We start from the raw sequence: 22,091 nt of genomic DNA on the forward strand, positions 1-22,091 counted from the left end.
TTACCTTAACGGGTAATAGTGCTATCGTCGCATTGTCCAGGAACAACCGGAAAAATGTCGCGTAAATGTATCAGTTAGGAAAGCCAATGACACAAGCAACTGAGTCTAAAACCCCAACCCAAGGAATTCAGATGACTGATGCTGCTGTTCAGCAGGTGCTTTTCCTGCGCGAGAAGCAGGGTAGAGACCTCTGTTTACGGGTGGGTGTCCGTCAGGGGGGATGTTCTGGTATGTCCTACATGATGGATTTTATTGAACCCAATAACATCCAGGATACCGATGAGGTCTTCGACCATAATGGTTTTCAGGTTGTTTGTGATCCCAAGAGTTTGCTGTATATTTATGGTATGGTCCTTGACTACAGCAACGCTTTGATTGGGGGTGGGTTCCAATTTACTAATCCTAATGCTAGTCAAACCTGTGGCTGTGGTAAGTCCTTTGCTACTTGATTTTTGACGGACTACATCAGGTATGATTAAAGGCGATCGCAGATTGTAGTTAGACAATGGCGATCGCTTTGTAGTCTGTAATACTTGCTCTCTAACGATGAAAACTACTGAAGAACTGTTTAAGGAAGGATTTGAGCGTTATCAAGCTGGGGAAGCTATGGATACCTTAATCCCCGTGTTTCGTGAAGTGTGCGATCGCTCTCCTAAAAATAGTAACGCCTGGACTAGCCTAGCTTGGTTATACCTCCTTGCTGATAAACCTTCTGCGGCTTATAAAGCCGCCAAGTTAGCAGTTAAATTAAATCCCCACGACCCCCAAGCTAGGGTAAATTTAGCCGTATCGATGTTGGATTTACAAAAACCCGGGGTTCGTCCCCATGTAGAAATGGCTCAACAGATGATTATGGCTGATTCGGAGTGGCTAGAGGAAGTCAAAAAAAATTTGGACGATGGATTGACTCGCAAACCTGAATGGAAAAGTTTACTTAGGGTTAAACAATGGCTGCTAGAACTTTAGCAATACTAATTTGATGATATGCTAACATATAGCATCGCCAGTAATAGACCTGAAATTATCGGGTCTGTTCACGGCAATTCAAGTAAATTCCAGTTGAATAGGGCGACTGAGTAAATATTCCTACTAGGTAGCTCTTGAAACTCCTTTACAAAAAATAATATTATTTAACCAACAATTGGCAAAATAAATGATAAGATTTGGGAACTTCACGCATTAACAATCTTATTTGAAGTTAGCAGACCAATTTGATAACACAAGGAGTAGAAATAACTATGGGCAATGATAACGTAGAAATAACTATGGGCAATGATAACCAGGTTAATGATAACCAAGTTTACGTTAAGGCTGATACCCGCAATCATAAAGGCTTTTTTGTGCAGCAGGGTGCTTACAAGTTAAAAAACATTGAAGAGTCGGGCTGGGCGTTAATTTGCTTAGATTCCGTTTGCTACTATGTCGATCCTGATAATTTACAATCATCTCAGTCAGGGGAGAGTGCAGAATCTTAGAGTATTAAATACTAAGAGTATATACCTATAAATTAGATAAATTAGGCTGTCCTCACAGGTAAGGACAGCTATTTTTTTTTGGGGGGGGGTAACAATCAGTCAAATGAGTATGATTACTGATGGCGGTAGGGAAGTTGATCACCATACCAAATAGATTCTATCTGTTGAGCGATCGCCTGTGCTTCCTCTTGAAGAGTATGGATTGGGTCTTCAGTATCAATTAACACGGTGACATGACCCAGTTTACGACCCGGACGGGACTGAATTTTCCCATACCAGTGAACTTTAGCTTGAGGAATAGCAGCCAGTTGTTCCCGTTTAGCTAAATAGTCATTTTCCGCCAACTCAAACCCCAACAAATTCACCATCACCGCGCCGCCACATTTAAGGTCAGGATTTCCCAAAGGTAAACCAGAGACCGCCCGCAAATGTTGTTCAAATTGGGAGGTATGACAAGCATCAAGGCTAAAGTGACCGGAATTATGGGTGCGGGGGGCGATTTCATTCACCAAAACCTCCCCAGAAGCGGTCAGGAAAAACTCAATACCAAATAGCCCCACCACGTCTAAACCATGGAGAAGGGTATGGGCTAATCGATTAATTTGATCCTGTAAATGGGTGCTAATCTTAGCGGGGGCGATCACCCGATGACAAACCTGATCATGTTGGATAGTTTCCACGATGGGATAAATAGCGACATCTCCGGTGACTGACCGGGCGGCGATCGCTGCCAATTCCCGTTCAAAGGGGATAAACTCCTGTAGTAGCATGGGGGGATAATCAAACTTCGCCCAGGTAGCCTTCAAGGTAGCAGCATCAGGAATGATAAAGGTTCCCTGGCCATCATAACCATGCCGTCTAGCTTTGAGAACTACCGGATAACCCAAACCTTGTGTAATCTGAGGGTTAAGATCACCTTCAACCCGTGTTAGAGCCTCAAACCGAGGCACAGGCAAGCCTAAACCTTGTAATTGAGATAATTGCTCAAATTTATCTAACAGGGGTGCTAAAGCCTCCAGACGGGGGCGGAAACAGACCCCGGCTTCTGCCAATACCCGGAGGGCATCAAGATCAATAAACTCATTCTCAAAAGTAATGACATCGCAGCGTTTAGCTAACTCCTGAGTAGCGATCGCATCAGCAATATTTCCTAAAACCGTATCGGTGGCGATCGCCACAGCCGGATCACTATTATGGGGAGTTTGGACCACCAGAGACACCCCCAAATTCTTAGCCGCACTAGCCATCATCCAAGCTAATTGTCCGCCGCCAATGACACCAACGCGGGTAAGTGTTTGATTGGAAGGGGGGGGTATAAGGGTGACGTTCATCGTAAAAAACCTCCGCGACACTTGACGGTTTTATGTGATTAAAGCTGATCAATCTGTTTGGCTTGTTCAGGAAGACTTGCTTGTTGCTGACCCTGCGATCGCCATCTAGCATTAAGTAGACCTATGGGAGTCCCCACCACATCAACCCACTCACCGCGACCTATAATCGCCTTAGCACTATTGATGGGCAATTCCTTGACTATCCACCGCCCCAGGCTATATATATAGTCTTTAGGCTGCATTTGAGGCATTAAATCCACGCCGTGGATTTGGTGAAGATAGCGGTTGGATTCTCCATAGCGTCGCCACTGACTTTGTAATCCTTTGAGGGTGCTGCGGTGGCGATGTTTGACCTGTGCTTTTTCCATAAAGGCTAACTTGTAGCTGGTTTGCTGTTGAATGCGCCAACACAAATCAGCATCTCCCCCGGTGGTGAGATAGGGACGAAATAACCCCGTTTTTTGGAATGCGTCTCGTCGCACGGCTAAATTAGCGGTTTGACCGTAGGGATAAAAAGGGTGTGCGAGGGTGTGTTTTTGAGAAAGGGTATCTTGGCGGCTGGCGTGTTTTTCTAGGAGAGTGTTTCCGGGTAAAGCGATAATTTCCCCTGCTACTATGCCGATTTGATCATCTCCAAATGGTTGTACCAGGTTTTTTAACCATTCCGGTTCTGGGCGACAGTCAGCGTCGGTAAAGGCGATAATTTCGCCTCTGGCGGCGCGGATACCACGATTTCGGGCTGCGTAGGAACTTTGGATTTGATTTTCCGTCAGGGGTCGCAGGGGCAGGGTTGGATCTTGGGTAGCTGTTTGCAGAATTTCCCCAGTGCGATCGCTGCTGTTATTGTCTACTAGCAGATACTCAACCTGATTGGTTGGGTAAATTTGCGATCGCAAACAATCAATCAAATCTGGAAAATCCGCTTCGCCGTTATAGATAGGGATGACAACAGAAATATATGGCATAATAGGCAGTTCAAATTGAACTTTTTAACCACAAAAGAAAATCCCTAACCAGCTATCAGAAAAACAACCCAAATTAGTAAGCCTTGTACACAGTAGAAACAGCCTACAACTTGAGTTTCTGACCAGCCAGAAAGTTCGAGGTGATGGTGAATTGGAGCCATTCTCAACAGACGTTTACCAACTCCGTTGGCATCTTTAGTCGCCTTGTAGTAGGTCACTTGGGCAATGACAGACAGGGTTTCGATTAAGAAAATCAAACTAATAATTAATAACACCCAGAGGGTATTAGTAATCAAAGCCACCCCAGCTAAGGCTCCCCCTAAAGCTAAGGCTCCTGTGTCTCCCATAAATACTTTAGCAGGGTTGCGGTTGTGGGAAACAAATCCTACACAAGCGCCGGACATACAGGCACAAAATAGGGCAATTTCTGGGTAAGTGGGGGCGAGATAGGCGGCCATTCCCAAAAAGGCGATCGCTCCTAATCCTCCCATTAAACCATCAACCCCATCAGTTAAGTTAGTGGCATTACTTTCCGCCACCTGAACGAATGTAGCGAGAGGCCAGAATAACACCCCTAGGGATAGAGTTAAGCCAAAGGGTAAGGCGATGTTAGATGCTACCGAAGCCTGATTGTAGGCTAACCAAATACAGAACAGCACTGCAAACAACACTTGCAGCGCCAATTTCATCTTAGCAGAGATACCTTTATTAGATTTTCGTCTCAAGATTTGCCAGTCATCTATGAACCCCACTAAACCAAAGGCAGCGGTGAGCGCACAAATTGCCATCACATTAGCATCAAATCCTGAGCCGGCTAGTGCGATCGCAATACCGACCGGAATAAAGAAAATCCCTCCCATGGTTGGGGTTCCCGCTTTCTTGAGGTGGGCTTGCGGACCGTCTTCCCGGATGAACTGTCCCGCTTTAATCCGGGTTAAGATAGGGATAATCCACTGTCCGGTCGCCGCCACGACCAAGGCGCAAATGGTAAACGGTACGAACAAGGAAATATTAGTAGGCCAGAGGTGGCTTACTGTCATATCCAAGCCAATGGCGAAAGCGCTCAATCCTAAACAAAGGAACAGTAATAAATACGATCCTGATAGTTGTAGGGACTTGGAGTTAGTAAATTTACTATCCACAGGTTTTTCAATCAATCCTCAACACCAAAAACTTTGTAGGCAAATACAATTTGCACTAGGGTAACTTATGAGTCCCCATTGATAAATCTTCCTCAGTCGATACCCGCACTCAATCGCTACTCCGATTAGTGGCACTGTTCCTTAGTCTTCGTCGATTTCATCATCGCTTTCATCCTCATCAACATAAGAAGGATCATCAACCATGAGTTCTGATATTTCTTCTTCGTCGGGCCTGTAACTATTCACAGGTTCCTGAACAGTGTCTCGCGGAATCAAGCGCCCAGTCTGGGTTAGCCAGTCTAACAGGGAAACCTGCTGTTTAGATGGAATCACATCAGCGGGTTCATGGCTTGGGGTTTCGCGCAAAGAGGGATTTTGCATAGGTTTTGGTTTCGTGATTCAGTTTACCCCGGCTAAGAGTCTTGGGAGTCATCCCCTCGACTCTATTGCGCCTGAGTTAGTTTACTGTGGCTCCTATATGTTTATTAGGCAGAAAGTACCAATAGAGATCCATATTGAAGCCGTCCATAATTTACCACGATTCCTAAAACAATCTACATGATTTGACCAAATTTTCCGCACTCCCACCCGTAAATCCTTCTACCCAAACCCGGGAAGAGGTTGCGGAGTTCTACGCCTGGTGCTGCTGAGGGTCTAGCTGTTGGGGATAAGAAACTACAGATAATTGATTGATTTTTGTATATCCTGATTTGCAGGTAGCCGAATGGGTCGCCCTTTTTGTTTAAATGGCATGATGCAAATCTTCGGGTTTCAGGTGGGAATGAATCACCTGACCATCTTTAAACCAAACTACCCTTTTGGTTTGGCGGGCTACATCGGGTTCGTGAGTTACCATAACTACAGTCATGCCGCTGTTATTCATTTCGGTGAAAATATCCATGACTTCCTGGGTGGTTTTGGAGTCTAAAGCTCCTGTGGGTTCGTCTGCTAGTAATAATACTGGACGGTTGACAATGGCGCGGGCGATCGCCACCCTTTGCTGTTGTCCCCCAGATAGTTGGTTGGGTTTGTTGTGCATACGATTTTCTAAACCTACCCTAATTAGGGCCTCTGTGGCTCGTTCTCGCCTTTCCTTGGCGGAAATTCCCGCGTAGAGCATTGGTAACATCACATTATCGAGGGCTGTCATTTGTGCCAGAAGGTGGAATTGCTGAAACACAAAACCAATTTTTAGGTTCCGAATTTTGGCTAGTTCCCCTTCATTCATTTGGGCGACACCTACCCCGTCTAATTGATAAGAACCTGAACTAGGACGATCTAAACAGCCGATAATGTTCATGGCTGTGGATTTTCCTGAACCGGACGCTCCCATAATTGAGCAGTATTCTCCTGGTTCTACCGTCAGGCTCACACCATTTAAGGCTTTAACTTCTATGTCTCCCATTCCATAAACTTTGCTCACTCCTTCTAAATGCACGATCGCTTTTGGTGACTCATTTTGAGATTTATTCCCAATCTCTCTCGGAAAGGTTTTCATAATCTTTGCTTATATTAAGTTTTGTAACAAAATTATCGCCCCCGCCGATAGGGGGATGGGAGGGGGTTGCTTAGTTGAGCATCTTGTGCTATTATTAGATAATCGAGATATTTGCAATTTTTTTATTTAGGTCAATATTTCCATTATTTAACTTGCCACTTTCATCCTAGCAGTTTTCCCCCGTCCTGTCAACCCCCTGGGCGCGGCGCGAGATTTGTTAATTTATATTAAGTTTTGTAACAAAATTATCGCCCCCGCCGATAGGGGGATGGGAAGGGGTTGCTTAGTTGAGTATTTTGTGCTATTATTAGATAATCGAGATATTTGCAATTTTTTTATTTAAGTTAATATTTCGATTATGTAACTTGCCACTTTCATCGTAGCAGTTTTCCCCCGTCCTGTCAACCCCCTGGGCGCGGCGGGAGGTGGGCTGAATAAAAAATCAACAAAAAAAGGGGACTAGGGAGAGGGAGAGGAAGAAGAAGACGAAGTAGTAGGTGCAAACTCTGCGAGGATATGGGTTAGGGTAGGAAAGCGGGTAATTTCGCCGAAGGTAGAGGGACTAACAGGGTTTTGGTAAGTAAAATGGCGGTAATTCAAACAAAAGCGGTCCCAGTCAGCCATTTGTACGCGAAATACAATGATGAAAAAATTAGCCAACCACAGAGAGAGAGAAATGGAGAAATAGATAGATTTGTGATAGTAGGCACAAGTTTCGGCGATCGCCTGATTTAATGTCAAGGGTGGGTTTCCTAAAACCAGCCATTCAGGTTGTGGAGACTGTGGGGGATGATTAACTAAATATTGGACAACTGTAGCAATATCGGCGGCGTGGACAAAATGAAAACTCGCATCAGCTTTAAACCAGCGAATCAGATTAATCCAGCTTACCACCTGTGGTAGACCAGAGGAAAGATGGGAATAGGGTTTATCCGTATCTCCCCCCAAAACCAGGGTAGGGAAGAGAACCCGCAAGGGGGGAAAATCAGGATAGTTTTGGGAAATCTGCTGCAAACAATGATATTTTGAGCTAATATAATCGGTGCCAATTTCTCCAGCTTCGGGGATGAGTTGATTTTGGCGGTCAAGGACACTGGCTGTAGAGAAATAAATGACTTGCTGACAGCGTTGATGATCGAGGGATTTGAGTAAGTGGTGGGTACTGGTTATATTAACATCAAAGACTTCAGGTTTTCCGCCCCATGATGTGGCTGCCAAAATGGCGATATCAATGGTTTTTAATAAGTCGGAGAATTTATCAATCTCTCGCAAATCACCTAATAAAATGTGAATATCTGGTCGTTTTTGATAATCAAAGCCTAGCTTGTCTGGATTACGAACAAAAAAGTACAGTTCATAATTAGTGTGATTAATTAAACTTTCGGCGATATAGTGACCAATGCAGCCACTAGCACCAGTGATGAAAACTCTTTTGGTCATAACAAAACAAGAGGCAGGCGGACAACAGAGGAGACAGGCTAAGAGAGGGAGGGAGAAGAGGAGAGGCAGGGGGGAATCAATGATTAATGATTAATTAATTTTTCCGACCAGGGGAAACACCCCCTCTGCAAGTAACTGTTGACTATTGACGATTCTTAAAAACCAGTTTTTGGGAAGGTATATTGATGGATACCGAAAACCGTATAAGAAAGCCATTTTCTGAGAATCAATAAGATGTGACAGTTAGACATGAGTTGCCAATAGTTGATCTGCTTGTTTGGCAGTTTCAAAGAAATAGGCAACATTTTCCTCTGGGGTCTTCTGTAAAACTCCATGACCGAGGTTAAGAATATGACCTTGGTTTCCGGCTTTGCGGATAGTTTCCAAAATGCGATCGCGGATAGTTTCTTTAGATCCAAATAAAACACAAGGATCAATATTTCCTTGTACTCCCAAATGGTGACCGATGCGATTTCTAGCTTCAGCCATATCCACGGTCCAGTCAACGCTGATCAGATCAACTCCAGATTTACCCATTCTCTCTAAAATTCCGGCACTGCCGTTAATATAGAGAATCAGAGGGGTATCAGGATGTTTAGCTTTGACCTGTTTAACGACTTGCTGTTGATAGGGTAAAGCAAAAGTTTCAAAGTCCTGGGGGCTTAATTGACCCGCCCAAGAATCAAACATTTGCACAACCTGGGCCCCGGAGTCAATCTGGTAACAGGCGTAAGTGGCGATCGCAGAAGCCAGTTTACCCAAAAATTGGTGTAGCATGGCAGGTTCACTGAATGCCATACTTTTGATAATAGTGTAATCCTTAGAACTTTTGCCTTCGATGGCATAAGCTGCTAGGGTCCAAGGTGCGCCTACAAATCCTAACACGGCAGCTTTGTTGGCGACTTCGCGGCGCAGAGTTTGGAGAATTTCCCGAATAAATGGCAGGGAGGCTTCTGGTTCGATAGGATGTAGTTGGTCAATTTGAGACTGAGTGCGGATAGGCGGATCAATGATCGGACCTTTGCTTTCCACGATGTCGAAATCAATGCCTATACCGGGTAAGGGAGTCAGGATATCTGAAAATAGGATCACTCCGTCTGGCGCAAAGGCGCGGAAGGGTTGTAGGGAAATTTCCACGGCGATATCTGTTTTTTCAGAGCGATCGCGGAAGGAGGGATATTGTTCCCGCAGATCGCGATATGCTTTCATATAGCGACCCGCCTGCCGCATCATCCACACGGGGGGACGGTCTAAGACTTCACCACGCGCAGCGCGCAACAGATAAGGGGTTTGGGTCGAGTCGGTCATGGGTAATTAATGTTACTTACTAAGTCAAGGAATAATTGATTGAGCCATTTAGTAGCTTACCATTATGCGATCGTCTGGGGATATCTCTGGCATGAGGAGTTAGCCCAAGTTTGGTAAAGAATTGTAACGTTGATCTGCCATGGGCTACCACTAGGGTTTGTGGTGGTGGCGCTGGGGGATTTTTTGATGTTGACTCACCTGGTCTACTTCTGACTCGGACTTCCTCAGAGAGGGACTGGTCAAATTTTGGTTTCTAATAGGGTCGGAGACGGGTGAGAAATTTGGCATTTTTGCAGACGGGAAAATATGGCTAGGTTGAGTTTTTCATGACAACGGATAGCCGGATAGTTGGGGGACTGACTATCCCGACAAATGTTCGATTTTTTGATGAATGAATTAACAGAGGCAAAGGTTAAGGGGGTATCTGGGTCTAACTGCTGAAAATTTTGCCAGATTTGATGTTGTCTGGTTAAACTGAATTCCCCCTGGCTGGCTTGGTGCCAGGTTTGGTCAATTTGGCTCAATTCGTGACAGGGAAACTTGGCGATATCTTTGGGGGTGAGTTCCTGATTTTTTTTACCCATAATTAACAACATCATTCGATAGGTCTGACGTTCGGCTTTTTGCCAAGCACCAAAGCTGATTAAATTCCCTAGGCGATCGTAGTCGGGAGGGAGGGGGGCGATCTGAGAAGTTCTGGGATTTGTGAACATACCCATCCCTAAAGATAGGAGACTACAAATCAGGGTAAAAATAATCATTAAATATTCAGGTTTTGCCATGAATTATTTATCGGGTAGATACAACTCTTCTTAGCACTTTAATGGTGGCGATCGCCTCCTGTGCTACCTGGTCAATTTCGGCTTCTGTATTAAACCTTCCTATCCCAAATCTCAGGGAGGCATAAGCTAGATTTTCGGGGACTCCCAAGGCTTTTAAAACGTGGGAAGGTTCAATGCGGGTTGAGGTACAGGCGGAACCTGATGATACTGCCATTGTTGGCTGTAATGCTAATAGTAATGCTTGACCATCTACCCCGTCAATACTGACATTTAGGTTTCCGGGTAAGCGTTGGGTAGGATGACCATTCAGACGGATATTGTCGAGGGTTGACAGTTGATTCCAAAGGCGATCGCGTAATTTGGTTAACCGTTTGGCTTCGGTTGCCATTTCACTTAAAGCTAGTTTTACTGCTGCACCAAATCCGACAATTTGAGGGGTGTAAAGGGTTCCTGAACGGATGCCCCTTTCTTGTCCGCCGCCGTGAATTTGCGGGGCGATTTTGACGCGGGGTTGGCGACGACGCACATACAGACAACCAATGCCTTTGGGTCCATAGATTTTGTGGGCAGTTAAGGACATTAAATCAATGTTCATTTCTTCGACATCTAATGGTATTTTACCCAAGGCTTGCGCCGCGTCTGTATGAAATAATATTTGGCGATCACGACAGATTTTCCCGATTTCTGCTAGGGGTTGCAATACCCCGATTTCGTTATTAGCAGCCATGACTGAAACTAGAATTGTATCGGGTCTCAAAGCCTCTTCTAGTTCGGTTAAATCAATTAAGCCATCGGGTTTAACGCCGAGTAAAGTTACCTCAAATCCTAGGCTTTGTAAGTAATCGTAGGGGTCGAGGACTGCATGGTGTTCTGTAGCCACAGTAATTAGATGACGACCCTGGCTAAAATAGGCTTCTGCTACTCCTTTAATGGCTAAATTATTGGCTTCGGTTGCGCCGCTGGTAAAAATTATTTCGGTGGGGGTAGCATTAATGGCATCAGCGATAATTTGTCGCGCTTGTTTAACGGCGGCTTCGGTTTCCCAACCATAGAGATGATTGACACTGGCGGGGTTGCCAAAGTGTTCGGTAAAGTAGGGAATCATCACTTCTAAAACGCGCTTATCTACCGGGGTAGTAGCATGAAAATCAAGATAAATAGGACGTGCAGACATGGGTGATAACTTTGATTAATACTTGAGACTATTATTTAGAGTGAGTAGATAGCCATAGGTTTGGTAGCAAAAGGGGGAATGATGGGGAATAATATATTGATGAAATCCCCCAGGGGTCTATCTTTAAATGAATAATCAGAATACAAGGCTGTGGGTATGGTAGCCCAAAAATCAGATCTAGGGTATGTATACACAGAATTTATATCCATAGCGCCGAGATTATTATAATTTAAAATCGGTAATTTTCCTAAAATTATGGTAAATTTACGGTCAATAGATTATAATAGGTAATATCTAAGTTTTGAGAGTTGCGATTGCTGGCGATCGCCGTTTCGCCAAGCCTACCAACATGGCTATACTGGCTAAATTCAGATTACCCCAGAGCTAACTCGGAAGAAGTCCACCAAAGCGTTGATACCCCATTAAGGGATGTGGTGACTGAGCGCCAACATCAAACTTTTGAGAACTCCTATGGTCAAAATCAATTGAGCCTAGGAGAAACCGATGATTCTGGCGCGGTAGAGATTTGGGTTGAGGAAGACGAAGTAGCCGAACTAGCTAAAATGGAGGTAAGATCATAATTGTTCAATACATCGCACAACAGATCCGATAAATCATGACTACTTTAGCACTGACTCCAGAAAATGTGGAAACCGTCCTGGATGAACTACGTCCCTATTTGATGGCTGACGGTGGAAACGTGGAAGTTGTAGAACTTGACGGTCCTATTGTCCGGCTACGGCTTCAAGGAGCCTGCGGTTCCTGTCCCAGTTCGACGATGACGCTGAAAATGGGGATTGAACGCCGTCTGCGGGAAAGAATCCCGGAAATTGCGGAAGTTGAATCAGTTATGTAATAACTGTCACTGTTAGTTTCAGGTTATGGGGGTTCTCATCAATAGCGGTGGTGGAACCCCCTAATTAGCCAGAGGGTGGCGGTTAATTGTCCAGAGGCAGTTTTTTGGGCAGAATTTACCCTATAATTTATAGGTGAGGAACGATAATAACTAAATGGGGATCGGGGAATTTCTCAGGAAAATGGGTAATTTACTCGGCTGTTTCTCCAGGAAGAGAGTTGAGTTTTGCTCTCGGAGTTGGGGGATAAACAGAGATTTCCTAAATCCATCTATCCTCAACAATTCCAACATTAAGTGCATCAATGCGTATTCTTCTGGTTGAGGACGATTTACACCTAGCAGATGCTCTGGTCGCCATGCTGACGAGCCAGAAATATCAGGTAGATCTCGTCAATGATGGACAGCAGGGATGGGAATATATCCAAAGCAGCAGTTATGATCTGGTTTTACTGGATATAGAACTACCATTGCTGGATGGTATTAGTTTATGTCACCAATTACGATCGCATAATTTCCAAGTTCCGATACTGCTATTAACGGCGCGCAATAATCAACAGGACAAAGTGAAAGGCTTAGACGCGGGAGCCGATGACTACATGGTAAAGCCGTTAGATATTGCGGAATTATCGGCTCGTATCCGTGCTTTGCTGCGTCGTAGTAGCGAGGCGACATCATCAGTATTAACCTATGAAAAAATGGTTTTGGATACTAGCACCTGCGATGTTAGTTATAACGGAAAACCGCTGAAACTAACCCCGAAAGAATATGGGTTACTAGAACTATTGATGGGGAACCGTCAACGGACTTTCAGTATTGATAAAATCCTAGATAAGTTGTGGACTTTTGATGATCCGCCTTCTGCTAATACAGTCCGCGCTCATATTAAGGGATTACGACAAAAACTGAAAGCGGCTGGTGCTGGTGCTGAGTTTATCGAAACTGTCTATGGGTTAGGATATCGACTAAATCAGAATTTGGAGAAACCCCATTCAGCGACAGCGAGGGTTAACTCAGAACCCAATGGCGATCGCCAATTCCAACTGAATCAATCGATCCAAAAAGTTTGGGAAAGATTTAGAGAGACCCTAGACGATCGCATAATCACGATTGAAAAAGCGATCGGCGCCGCCAATGATGGACAGATCAATCTGCTAATGCAACAACAGGCGCGACAGGAAGCGCACAAACTAGCGGGATCACTGGGAACCTTCGGACGAAGGGAAGGGTCAACTGTGGCTCGTGAAATTGAGTTGATCCTGCAACTTGACACCCCCCTAATTATTGAACACCTACCATCTCTGTCAATTCTGATTGGTCGCCTGCGTCAAATAGTCGAAACCGCGAGCCCCAACAATTGTACCTCTGACCAACAGCAAATCGATTCTCCCCGGCTACTAATCATTGATACCAACGAGCCATTTATCCAAAACCTAATTATAGAAGCGAGTCGTCATCAGATCCAAGCGGAAATTATCACGGAAGAAGCGACGATACGCAAAATATGCGATCGTACTCCCAGCGGTAGGGAAAAAAATATGCTTCAACTCCTCCCCTCTCCCCAAGTAGTGCTACTGAACTTTGATCGCTATCCTTTCCGTCAGCTATTAGTTGACCTGACCCAACAAAAGCCCCCCATACCGACGGTAGTATTTACGACCCAAGGAGATATCAGTAAGCGGGTAGAAGTAGTGCGGCTAGGTGGTAGTGCATTTTTAGAAAAACCTGTCACCATAGAAAGGGCGATCGCAGTAGTCAGGGATGTTTTCCGTCAGTATTATGCCATCAATACCAGGGTGATGATTGTCGATGATGACCCCCAAATGTTAGCAGCAATCCAAGGGTTACTGCAACCTTGGGGTATTCAAACCATAACCCTAGACGACCCTCGCCAATTTTGGAAAACCCTGGAATCAAGCCACCCTGACTTGTTAGTTTTAGATATAGAAATGCCGCATCTCAATGGCATTGAATTATGCCAAATTGTCCGCAATGATCCTCGTTGGCGAGGTCTCCCAGTTTTGTTTGTCACCGCCCAAACCGATCGCCAAATTCGCGAGCAAGTTTTTCAAGCCGGAGCCGATGATTATTTAACCAAACCTTTCACCGGATCGGAACTTGCTACTCGCATTGTTAATAGACTCAAAAGAACTCAGAACCTAGCCACCAGAACCGATTTTGCCTATCACTAAAACCGCTAGATATTCTAGCTATTGTATGACCTAATTCTACATAAAATAAAGTCATTTTATTTCATCTCATTTATATGCTCCATGAGGTTTTTAAAATCCAATGGCGAGAAAAAAAACTCCGAAAAAAACGAAACTCATCCAGTCACTCAAAGCAGCCAATCGACAACTCAAGCAAGAAATTGCCGATCGCCTGCGGGTTGAGGAAGCATTACGAGCCAGTTCCGAACTATTGCAAACGCTAATTAATGCTATTCCCGATCTGGTTTGTTTTAAAGATAGCCAAGGGAGATGGCTAGAGGCAAATCAAGCAGTTTTAGACCTGTTGCAATTAAATAAGATTGATTATCGTGGTAAAACTGATGCCGAAATTTTTGATATAATTAAACACGTGAATGCTTTATCTTGTTATCAAGAAATACTTTTAGATTCTCAGTGCAAAGACGAAAAAGCTTGGCAGTTACAGAAAGTCTATCAAGAAGAAGAAAAAATCCGTCAAAATGATGGCATTCTGAGAATTTATGATGTGATGAAAGTGCCACTTTTTACAGCCACGGGAGTCCGGAAAGGGTTAGTAATTTTGGGTCGAGATATTACCGCAAAAAAACAGGCAGAAGCCGATTATATTCGTTTAGCATCGATGGTAGAATCTTCGGAAGATGCGATTATTGGTAATACCTTAGATGGTATAATTATCAGTTGGAATGAAGGAGCCAAGCAAATCTATGGCTATAGTGCTTCCCAAGCCATTGGCTCTCCGATTTCGATGTTAGCTTTACCAGAAAGACCCAATGAAATGCCTCGCATTTTAACTAGCATTACAGCGGAAGGCGGTATTGATCATTATGAAACCATCCACGTCCGCCAAGATGGTGCAAATATTGATGTTTCTCTAACGATTTCCCCTATTAAAGATGCTTTAGGTCAAATTACAGGCATTTCCATGATTGCCAGGGATATTAGTTATCGTAAAAGAATTGAGTGTACCCTGGAGCAACTGCGCCACCAAAATGAGTTAATTCTTGATTCGGCGGGGGAAGGAATTTGTGGTCTCAACCAAGATGGTAAAATCACCTTTATTAATCCGGCTGGGGCGCGCATGACTGGATATGATATTAGAGAACTAATCATGAGCGATTTACGGCAGATTACTAAAGGCCATTGTCGTTCCCAGACCCCAGGGGAACCCCACCCAGATAGCCTCCAGCCCTCGCCAATTTTTGCTACCCTAGAAGATGGGAAGGTTCGCCATGTTATAGATGGGGTATTCTGGCGCAAGGACGGGACAATTTTACCCGTGGAGTATGTCAGTACCCCCATGCGACAAGAAGGGGCGATTATTGGCGCTGTGATCACATTTAAGGATATTACGGAAAGGCAAGCGATGGAAAAGATGAAGGATGAGTTTATTTCTGTCGTTAGCCATGAACTGCGTACTCCCCTGACTTCTATTCGTGGTTCTTTGGGGCTATTATCTAGCGGCTTATTAGCCTCTAGTCCGGAAAAAAGCCAACGGATGTTAGATATCGCAATGTTTAATTGCGATCGCCTCATGCGTTTAGTTAACGATATCCTTGACCTGGAGAGAATGCACTCGGGTCAGCTTCCCATGCACAAAGATTGGGTCAATCTGGCGGATTTGATGATACAAGCTGCTGATGAAATGTTACCTGTGGCGGAGAAAGCAGGGGTGGATCTCTGTGTGATTCCTCTGGAATTTAAAGTGATGGTTGATCGTGATCGGATTATTCAGATGCTCACCAATTTGTTGAGTAATTCCATTCGCTTTTCTGGCGCTAACAAGCGGATTGATTTTACCGCTAAACCACAGGAAAATGATGTTTTGATTTCGGTACGCGATCGCGGTCGTGGTATTCCACCAGATAAAATTGAGACTATCTTTGGTCGTTTTCAACAGGTGGATGCGTCGGACTCTCGACAAAATGGGGGGACTGGATTGGGACTGGCTATCTGTCGCAGCATTGTCCAACAGCATGGCGGTAAAATTTGGGCGGAAAGTATTTTTGGCGCTGGAAGTACATTTTTTGTCAGCCTACCCATTAACCCCTAAATTGATGCAAAGCAGCATCAAAATCAGAAATAGTAAAGGAAAACAGATGACAACTAAGCGAATTCTATTAATTGATGATGAGGATGACATCCGAGAAATTGCCCAACTGAGTTTGGAAATGATCGGTGGATGGAATGTAATTACTGCCTGTTGTGGTATGGAAGGGATAGAAACAGCCGAAAACGAACACCCAGACGCGATTATGCTTGATGTCATGATGCCGGAGTTAGATGGTTTTGCTACTTTTCAAAAACTACAAGCGAATCAGCAAACGAAAGATATTCCTGTGATTTTGCTGACGGCGAAAATTCAATCTAGCGATCGCCAAAAGTTTGATAGTCTCGGTGTCAGTGGTGTAATTGCTAAACCCTTTGAACCTCTTTCTTTGGCTGAAGAGGTTGCCCAAATTCTGGGCTGGACTTAACCCTATTTCCCTCCTACCTGGTATGGGCAAAAATTTTTTTGCCCCCACCATATTTTCACCACCATATTAACTTACTGTAAATTTGATCTGAGTGATAGTACAATAGTAATTGTGGTTCAATAACGCCATCATATCATTGATGAACCTGGCGATATTAATCACCCCAATTGAATAGTTTTATTACCATCAATGCACTTGCCAACCCTGGTTTTGACTACCGCGTTGAACTTTACCGCTAACGGTGTATTCTTAATTGCTTTTTTTAAGGTTAGGAATCACGATTTTCTCAAATGGATGGCTTATGGATGTTTTTCATTCGCTTTGGGATGTCTGTTATTGTTTTTGAGGTTTAGCTATGGAATTAATGTATATACACTGCCATTATCTAATATATTTCTAGCCTTAATGCCCATTTTGCTAACCCATTCTATTTTCATTTTTTTAGACAAATCTATCAATCGTAAAATCCACAAATTATATCTAATTATTGCGCTCAGTGTACTTGTTTTTAGCCTGATTTTTCTCATATCGATTATGCACCATAAGTGGATACCTGGAATCTACACATCAGCCCTAAATGCAATTCTTTACCTGATTCCAGGATTAATTGTCCTCCGAGAACCGGTGCGTAGAAATACAATTATTAGGATCATGCTTTGGCTTGATCTGATGCTGTTTATAGTTCTGATTGCCAGAACATTAATCCTCCTAAATTTCTGCCTTTCTCCGAGTACCGATGATACAATAAGCAACTTTCACATGATGGGTTTACTGCTGTTTCTGACCATCCCCTGCGTCAATGCCCAGACCCTCTGCTTTCCGGTACTCGACTTCATGGAAACCTATAGGGAGCTACTGGTAGCCAACAAAAAACTTGAGAAGTTAGCAACCGTTGACGAATTGACCGGGCTATTAAATCGCCGCTTTTTAAATTCTAGGCTAGAACAAGAGATAGCCTACCACCAGCAAATGGGCTTCCCACTCTCTATAATGTTGATAGACATAGATCATTTTAAAAAAATCAATGATCAGTTCGGACATTTAGCTGGTGATTATGTCCTCCAAAAAGTCGCGAAACTCACAAATAAATTTTTGAGAGTCAATGATTTAGCGTTCCGATATGGTGGGGAAGAATTTATGGTTTTGTTACCCAGAAGCGAAATTTCACAAGCCCTAGACATGGCAGAGGGTCTGCGGGTGAGTATTTCCCAACTGTACTTTAACCATCCTGATATCCCATCTGATTTTCAGATAACGGCTTCTTTTGGTATCTCAGAATTGACCAAAGATGTGCGATGCTTAGATGATTTATTGAAGCAAGCAGACCTCGCACTCTATCAAGCGAAGTCTCAAGGTCGCAACCAAGTTTGTATGGGATAACCCGACTTTTATTTTACCCGGTTGGGATTAAAATACAGGGCGTTGAGGTTGGCTGATAGTTATGAGTTGGCAGGTGGGTGATTGGTTGCACCGGGGAGAATATCGAGGCGATCGCTCATTTATGAAACCTTCGACCTCGTTGGTCAAGTCATGGGAGTACCCGATCGCACTACCGGATTAAAAGACTATAATTTAAGGGCGAAAGCCATTGACCAGTTAATTGGATTGTCATACCCTAAACAAAGGGGAATTGTGATCAAATAATATTAAGGTTTACGCGCCATGAAGTTCGGCTCACATTTACTAGAGAAGGCTGCCTACCTGAGCAGTGTCCTTGTCGCCTCCAGCTTGATGCTAATGGAGCCAGGTCAAGCACAAGCCGGCCGAAACTATCGGGGCCGTTGCAGTTTTTATGGTCAGAACCAACCCCAAGCACAGTCAATTGGTTGCTCCATTGAACAAAGTTCTCGGAGAATTGTGATCCGTTGGGATGATGGTTATACCACAAACCTAGAGTACGACTCGAATTCCCGTCAATGGCGATCGATACCCTCACAGTCGAGAAGTACGGTTCGCTTTTATTCAGAAACAGGGGATGTAGCTCAAGTGGAAATTCATGGAGGCCCTGGCCAGGGATTGATTGTGATTAGTCGTTAATCAGCTTGTGCGACACTAGAGCAAACATTCTGAATTATCCGCCCCCAAAACCATGATCATATTTATAGCCTGAGTGTTGTTAATAGCAACCCTAAGTCGCTAATTATCAGTCAAAAGCACAGATTTATCATCGCTGCTTAATATATGGTTTGATTACTGACCAATTAAGAACTTTGTCCCGCACGCCGAGCCAGAGATAAAACGCGAGGGCGCGCCCTACCTATCAGTCCAAAGTTTAACCCATAACGGAAGATTTCCGGCATATAATAATCATCTTTTTCCTGAATGACTACGCCATTATCTAATAAGGTTTTAATTTCCTCAGTCGATAACTGAGCAGCTTCGCGGCTAAAAGGAATTTTGCGGTTAGCGTCTGCCAATTTCTGTAATTTCGCAAAAATCTTTTTTAAGGCAGTATTTTCGGTCTGAATTTCTTTTATTTTCTCCTTGCTACATTCCGGTAAAGCATCCCGAATTGCTTTAGGAATCAGGATTCGATCCTGCCACCGAGTATCATTCATAGATTTATCGGCGGCTATCTTTAAAAATCTGACCAAATCTCGCGATTGAATTTGACCGTTGAAATCAGAAAGAGCAGCCAGGACAAATTGCACAGAACGAGCTTCTTTAGATTTTTCACTACCCAATTTTTTACCCCACAGTGGGACTAAAGTATCGGTGATTTCCTCCTCGCTCATATCTGGCAGTTTGTCAAGATTAATGTTAAAATCTGGAAGGGCTTTTTTGATAACCCAAACCACTAATCTAAGTGCTTCTTGCCGATTCCATTTTAAGGCATAAGGCTGATAACGAGCCATCATCTGAGCGGCATTTTGACGCACCGCCGCCAAGACAATATCTCGCCGGACAAAAATAATTATTCCCAAAGGACGACCGGGCTGTTGCGCCAACCATTCCGGTACTTCTTGCAGTAAAGCGCGTAGAGCTTTTTGTTGATTTTCATCATTATCAAAGTTTTGAAATAAGTCTTCTAGCCCATCAATGACGACAATAAGCTGCTGTTTGTTTTTAAATAAATGGTCGGTTAATTTTCGACCCGCCCCGGCTTCCTCCGGTTTAAATCCCACCCCCCAAGCTATGACATCTAGCCAACATTCCCGCCACTGACCTTCATGGAGGTTTCCCGTCTGATTTTGTCTTATATAATCCCGAATATCGTTAGAGGATTTAGGATGAGAAAACATTAATATTTTGGCAGTTTCTCTTTGCACATTTTCGACTATTTTTTTGGCATTATCCTCTAAATTGTTTGATGATAATATGGGAGCTATCAAGGCATTATTTGTGACTGTTTCCCCAGTTTCCTGGACAAATTTTTCCCAATTTTGACGGCGAACAATTTGCATAAATGTATAAGTTTTTCCTGAACCTTTAGCGCCCACTACGACTGTAATAGGGAGTTGTCGTCGATGGTCTGAAGCCAATTGCTTTAAAGGAATCGTTGCCCAAAAATTATCGATTTGTGCTGTCTCAGCATAAACCAATTTTTCCGCCAATTCTTTAATCTGTTGTCGTTGATATTTTAAACTTAAACTAGGAAGACTTTCTGGGATTGATGCACCACTTGGACTAGGCAACCAATCTAGCAGTGGACTAACTGCATCTACAATACCCGATCGCTCTAGCTTACTCATCACCTCTTCCCAAGTAGGAGGTAAAACCAGCAAACTATCAGCAAAGGGGGTAATTACTCTGAGAATATCCCCATTGTCTTCGATAAATGTTTTGGCGGCTTCCAGCAATTGTTGTTCAGGTTCAATCACCCAATCGGTGAATTTTTTATCTTCAGGAACTTGGCTGAAAATTAAGGCGGGGAATGGGTCTTCTTCTCTGGTGGAAGGCGATCGCTCTCCAATCAGTTCTAAAACTCTCGCCGTTCCGGCGATCGATTGTCCGCTCAGGGTAGTAACAAATATCCGATAAACTCGCGGATCTAAAATTAAACCTGTCGCTAATTCTGAGAGTCCAGCCCGCAAGTCTACCAAGACCACATCGACTCCCAGATATTTCCCGAGACGGGCTAAGATATCGGTCAATATAAAAGCATTTTTAGAACCTTGGATCAGATGTTCTGGTCGAATTTCTAAAGAGGTAAATCCTGAAGTAGAGCGAAATGATGGCAGAATAAATATCCCATCAATTAAGGCATTTTGTAGGCGATCGCTCACTAATTGAATGGCGGTTTCATAATGGGGAGATTCATCACCATGAACCAATGCTAACAAGTCCGCAAAAGAAACGGGAGGATAGGGCAATCTTCGCTCAAATAACCAACTAATTCCCGGAGCTTCTAAGTCCCCATCAACTAACAGAACCGTTTGTTTTTTAGCAGTTAAAGCCTTGGCTAAGGCGATCGCATGAGTAGTCCTTCCCACTCCACCTTTAAAAGAATGAAACGCCACCACTGGGGGAAAATCTGATGGCATAATAGCCGGAGGTTCGACATTCTCACTAGGAGGAAAAAGCACTCCAGGTCTGGATAAACTCGGAGTCAGTCTAGGAGTTGGGGGGTCTTCCTCGGTTTCTTCCCAACAAATCGGCAAAATCCGTTGATTTTCATCAACACTCTCTAAGATAATATAATTATTTCGGAAGCGAGGGTCGTAGATTTCACTCAGCCAATCGTGGGCTTCTGCTTGAGTTCCCGGACGAATTCCCATGGTTAACCCGTCCCAGTAGGTTCGCGCCCAAACCAACCCGTTTGGCCATTCATTTTGCTTTTGTTTCCGCAGCAAAACTTCTTCTACATCAACCCAAGTATAAAGACGAATATCTGAGGGAATCATCGGTTTATGTTCTCCTTAATCCATTGGCTAATACTGTTTAACCACTCAACTAAAACTTTTTCATCTTCAGGCTTAATCTTAATACCATATCGCCAAACTTGATGAGCTTTTTCTATGTTTAAAGTTGAACCACCTTTGGCTAGATGAAAATTAGGAGTTTGGCTAATTGTGCTGGCGGAAATTTTCAGTTCCTTGACCCATCTATCTAGGTTATGACCAGATTCAGATAAGAGGGTTGGATCGGGAATCTGTGCTGTGGTTCGCAACTGGTTTCGTTTGAGAAAAATGCTCTTTAGCCCACATTCAACCGCATAGAATAGGAGTAAATAAGCCGAAATATGTTTAATTTGTTCAGCCGATTGAAAATGAGTATGAAAGGCTTGCCGTAAGTCGCTCACCCCGACCTGAATTTTTTGAGAACCCTGCATTTTGACTATCTTTGTTTTCAGAGGGGATAAGTAGGCGATCGCCTTTGGTTCTTTGGCTATAGCGATCACGACTGTATTTGAGAATTTTAGCTGATACATTTACGCGACATTTATCCGGCTATTGCCTGACAATGCGACGATAGCACTATTACCCGTTAAGGTAACAG

At 43.8% G+C, this 22,091-nt stretch carries 22 protein-coding genes; 11 read left to right on the forward strand and 11 right to left on the reverse strand.

The window, feature by feature from the left end; genetic code table 11:
* Positions 1-86 precede the first annotated feature (86 nt).
* The 3 genes from ACTIE0_RS14435 to ACTIE0_RS14445 all read left to right on the forward strand — a co-directional run bounded on the left by ACTIE0_RS14435 (position 87) and on the right by ACTIE0_RS14445 (position 1,475).
* Positions 87-449, forward strand: a complete 363-nt coding sequence (locus ACTIE0_RS14435; protein WP_006668338.1) for a HesB/IscA family protein — start codon at positions 87-89, stop codon at positions 447-449.
* 97 nt (positions 450-546) lie between these two features.
* Positions 547-966, forward strand: a complete 420-nt coding sequence (locus ACTIE0_RS14440) for a tetratricopeptide repeat protein (protein ID WP_006623072.1) — start codon at positions 547-549, stop codon at positions 964-966.
* Positions 967-1,238: 272 nt separating this feature from the next.
* On the forward strand, positions 1,239-1,475 hold the full coding sequence (locus ACTIE0_RS14445) for a hypothetical protein (RefSeq protein ID WP_006619724.1): 237 nt from the start codon (positions 1,239-1,241) through the stop codon (positions 1,473-1,475).
* Between the two features lie 113 nt (positions 1,476-1,588).
* Here the strand turns inward: ACTIE0_RS14445 and ACTIE0_RS14450 are convergent, their stop codons facing one another.
* From ACTIE0_RS14450 to ACTIE0_RS14490, 9 genes are all read right to left on the reverse strand, one after another.
* On the reverse strand, positions 1,589-2,806 hold the full coding sequence (locus ACTIE0_RS14450; protein ID WP_006668339.1) for a 5-(carboxyamino)imidazole ribonucleotide synthase: 1,218 nt from the start codon (positions 2,804-2,806) through the stop codon (positions 1,589-1,591).
* A 38-nt stretch (positions 2,807-2,844) separates the two neighbouring features.
* Entirely contained in the window at positions 2,845-3,771 is a 927-nt protein-coding gene (locus tag ACTIE0_RS14455; protein ID WP_006623074.1) for a glycosyltransferase family 2 protein, read from the reverse strand.
* Positions 3,772-3,815: 44 nt separating this feature from the next.
* On the reverse strand, positions 3,816-4,913 hold the full coding sequence (gene mraY / locus ACTIE0_RS14460) for a phospho-N-acetylmuramoyl-pentapeptide-transferase (protein WP_006668340.1): 1,098 nt from the start codon (positions 4,911-4,913) through the stop codon (positions 3,816-3,818).
* A 141-nt stretch (positions 4,914-5,054) separates the two neighbouring features.
* Positions 5,055-5,294, reverse strand: a complete 240-nt coding sequence (locus ACTIE0_RS14465; RefSeq protein ID WP_006623076.1) for a DUF3134 domain-containing protein — start codon at positions 5,292-5,294, stop codon at positions 5,055-5,057.
* Between the two features lie 361 nt (positions 5,295-5,655).
* Positions 5,656-6,411 (reverse strand): ABC transporter ATP-binding protein, encoded by a 756-nt coding sequence (locus tag ACTIE0_RS14470; RefSeq protein ID WP_006623077.1) that lies wholly within the window; start codon positions 6,409-6,411, stop codon positions 5,656-5,658.
* A gap of 459 nt (positions 6,412-6,870) precedes the next feature.
* The gene (locus ACTIE0_RS14475) at positions 6,871-7,851 is read right to left on the reverse strand and encodes an NAD-dependent epimerase/dehydratase family protein (RefSeq protein ID WP_006668341.1); all 981 of its coding nucleotides are present in this window, start codon (positions 7,849-7,851) and stop codon (positions 6,871-6,873) included.
* Between the two features lie 243 nt (positions 7,852-8,094).
* Positions 8,095-9,159, reverse strand: a complete 1,065-nt coding sequence (hemE, locus tag ACTIE0_RS14480; RefSeq protein ID WP_006623080.1) for a uroporphyrinogen decarboxylase — start codon at positions 9,157-9,159, stop codon at positions 8,095-8,097.
* A 239-nt stretch (positions 9,160-9,398) separates the two neighbouring features.
* Positions 9,399-9,941, reverse strand: a complete 543-nt coding sequence (locus tag ACTIE0_RS14485; RefSeq protein WP_006623081.1) for a GUN4 domain-containing protein — start codon at positions 9,939-9,941, stop codon at positions 9,399-9,401.
* Positions 9,942-9,948: 7 nt separating this feature from the next.
* Positions 9,949-11,115 (reverse strand): IscS subfamily cysteine desulfurase, encoded by a 1,167-nt coding sequence (locus ACTIE0_RS14490; protein WP_006668342.1) that lies wholly within the window; start codon positions 11,113-11,115, stop codon positions 9,949-9,951.
* A gap of 308 nt (positions 11,116-11,423) precedes the next feature.
* Here ACTIE0_RS14490 and ACTIE0_RS14495 point away from each other — a divergent pair, with 308 nt between their 5' ends.
* The 8 genes from ACTIE0_RS14495 to ACTIE0_RS14530 all read left to right on the forward strand — a co-directional run bounded on the left by ACTIE0_RS14495 (position 11,424) and on the right by ACTIE0_RS14530 (position 18,689).
* Complete coding sequence (locus ACTIE0_RS14495) at positions 11,424-11,696, forward strand: DUF3386 family protein (protein WP_039932235.1); 273 nt, start codon at positions 11,424-11,426, stop codon at positions 11,694-11,696.
* 35 nt (positions 11,697-11,731) lie between these two features.
* Positions 11,732-11,971 carry a NifU family protein gene (locus tag ACTIE0_RS14500; RefSeq protein WP_006623085.1) on the forward strand — a complete coding sequence of 80 codons (240 nt, stop codon included), beginning with the start codon at positions 11,732-11,734 and terminating at the stop codon, positions 11,969-11,971.
* 302 nt (positions 11,972-12,273) lie between these two features.
* Entirely contained in the window at positions 12,274-14,160 is a 1,887-nt protein-coding gene (locus ACTIE0_RS14505) for a response regulator (RefSeq protein WP_006668344.1), read from the forward strand.
* Between the two features lie 100 nt (positions 14,161-14,260).
* Entirely contained in the window at positions 14,261-16,228 is a 1,968-nt protein-coding gene (locus ACTIE0_RS14510) for a PAS domain-containing sensor histidine kinase (RefSeq protein WP_006623088.1), read from the forward strand.
* Between the two features lie 46 nt (positions 16,229-16,274).
* Positions 16,275-16,652 (forward strand): response regulator, encoded by a 378-nt coding sequence (locus tag ACTIE0_RS14515; RefSeq protein ID WP_006668345.1) that lies wholly within the window; start codon positions 16,275-16,277, stop codon positions 16,650-16,652.
* A gap of 651 nt (positions 16,653-17,303) precedes the next feature.
* The gene (locus ACTIE0_RS14520; RefSeq protein WP_241081005.1) at positions 17,304-18,032 is read left to right on the forward strand and encodes a GGDEF domain-containing protein; all 729 of its coding nucleotides are present in this window, start codon (positions 17,304-17,306) and stop codon (positions 18,030-18,032) included.
* An 81-nt stretch (positions 18,033-18,113) separates the two neighbouring features.
* Complete coding sequence (locus tag ACTIE0_RS14525; RefSeq protein WP_111890852.1) at positions 18,114-18,296, forward strand: hypothetical protein; 183 nt, start codon at positions 18,114-18,116, stop codon at positions 18,294-18,296.
* An 18-nt stretch (positions 18,297-18,314) separates the two neighbouring features.
* Entirely contained in the window at positions 18,315-18,689 is a 375-nt protein-coding gene (locus tag ACTIE0_RS14530; protein ID WP_006623092.1) for a hypothetical protein, read from the forward strand.
* A gap of 164 nt (positions 18,690-18,853) precedes the next feature.
* Here the strand turns inward: ACTIE0_RS14530 and ACTIE0_RS14535 are convergent, their stop codons facing one another.
* Together ACTIE0_RS14535 and ACTIE0_RS14540 are read right to left on the reverse strand one after the other, a co-directional pair.
* Positions 18,854-21,496, reverse strand: a complete 2,643-nt coding sequence (locus ACTIE0_RS14535) for a MinD/ParA family ATP-binding protein (protein WP_006668348.1) — start codon at positions 21,494-21,496, stop codon at positions 18,854-18,856.
* Complete coding sequence (locus tag ACTIE0_RS14540; protein ID WP_006623094.1) at positions 21,493-22,023, reverse strand: hypothetical protein; 531 nt, start codon at positions 22,021-22,023, stop codon at positions 21,493-21,495. The genes ACTIE0_RS14535 and ACTIE0_RS14540 overlap by 4 nt, the downstream gene beginning before the upstream one ends.
* Between the last annotated feature and the right edge of the window lie 68 nt (positions 22,024-22,091).

The organism is Limnospira sp., from assembly GCF_051859755.1.
Lineage (GTDB): Bacteria > Cyanobacteriota > Cyanobacteriia > Cyanobacteriales > Microcoleaceae > Limnospira > Limnospira fusiformis.

Coding starts and splice junctions, on each gene's coding strand:
- ACTIE0_RS14435 (WP_006668338.1), top strand. CDS start 87: ATGACACAAGCAACTGAGTCTAAAACCCCAACCCAAGGAATTCAGATG.
- ACTIE0_RS14440 (WP_006623072.1), top strand. CDS start 547: ATGAAAACTACTGAAGAACTGTTTAAGGAAGGATTTGAGCGTTATCAA.
- ACTIE0_RS14445 (WP_006619724.1), top strand. CDS start 1,239: ATGGGCAATGATAACGTAGAAATAACTATGGGCAATGATAACCAGGTT.
- ACTIE0_RS14450 (WP_006668339.1), bottom strand. CDS start 2,806: ATGAACGTCACCCTTATACCCCCCCCTTCCAATCAAACACTTACCCGC.
- ACTIE0_RS14455 (WP_006623074.1), bottom strand. CDS start 3,771: ATGCCATATATTTCTGTTGTCATCCCTATCTATAACGGCGAAGCGGAT.
- ACTIE0_RS14465 (WP_006623076.1), bottom strand. CDS start 5,294: ATGCAAAATCCCTCTTTGCGCGAAACCCCAAGCCATGAACCCGCTGAT.
- ACTIE0_RS14470 (WP_006623077.1), bottom strand. CDS start 6,411: ATGAAAACCTTTCCGAGAGAGATTGGGAATAAATCTCAAAATGAGTCA.
- ACTIE0_RS14475 (WP_006668341.1), bottom strand. CDS start 7,851: ATGACCAAAAGAGTTTTCATCACTGGTGCTAGTGGCTGCATTGGTCAC.
- hemE (WP_006623080.1), bottom strand. CDS start 9,159: ATGACCGACTCGACCCAAACCCCTTATCTGTTGCGCGCTGCGCGTGGT.
- ACTIE0_RS14485 (WP_006623081.1), bottom strand. CDS start 9,941: ATGGCAAAACCTGAATATTTAATGATTATTTTTACCCTGATTTGTAGT.
- ACTIE0_RS14490 (WP_006668342.1), bottom strand. CDS start 11,115: ATGTCTGCACGTCCTATTTATCTTGATTTTCATGCTACTACCCCGGTA.
- ACTIE0_RS14500 (WP_006623085.1), top strand. CDS start 11,732: ATGACTACTTTAGCACTGACTCCAGAAAATGTGGAAACCGTCCTGGAT.
- ACTIE0_RS14505 (WP_006668344.1), top strand. CDS start 12,274: ATGCGTATTCTTCTGGTTGAGGACGATTTACACCTAGCAGATGCTCTG.
- ACTIE0_RS14510 (WP_006623088.1), top strand. CDS start 14,261: ATGGCGAGAAAAAAAACTCCGAAAAAAACGAAACTCATCCAGTCACTC.
- ACTIE0_RS14515 (WP_006668345.1), top strand. CDS start 16,275: ATGACAACTAAGCGAATTCTATTAATTGATGATGAGGATGACATCCGA.
- ACTIE0_RS14520 (WP_241081005.1), top strand. CDS start 17,304: ATGCTTTGGCTTGATCTGATGCTGTTTATAGTTCTGATTGCCAGAACA.
- ACTIE0_RS14530 (WP_006623092.1), top strand. CDS start 18,315: ATGAAGTTCGGCTCACATTTACTAGAGAAGGCTGCCTACCTGAGCAGT.
- ACTIE0_RS14535 (WP_006668348.1), bottom strand. CDS start 21,496: ATGATTCCCTCAGATATTCGTCTTTATACTTGGGTTGATGTAGAAGAA.
- ACTIE0_RS14540 (WP_006623094.1), bottom strand. CDS start 22,023: ATGTATCAGCTAAAATTCTCAAATACAGTCGTGATCGCTATAGCCAAA.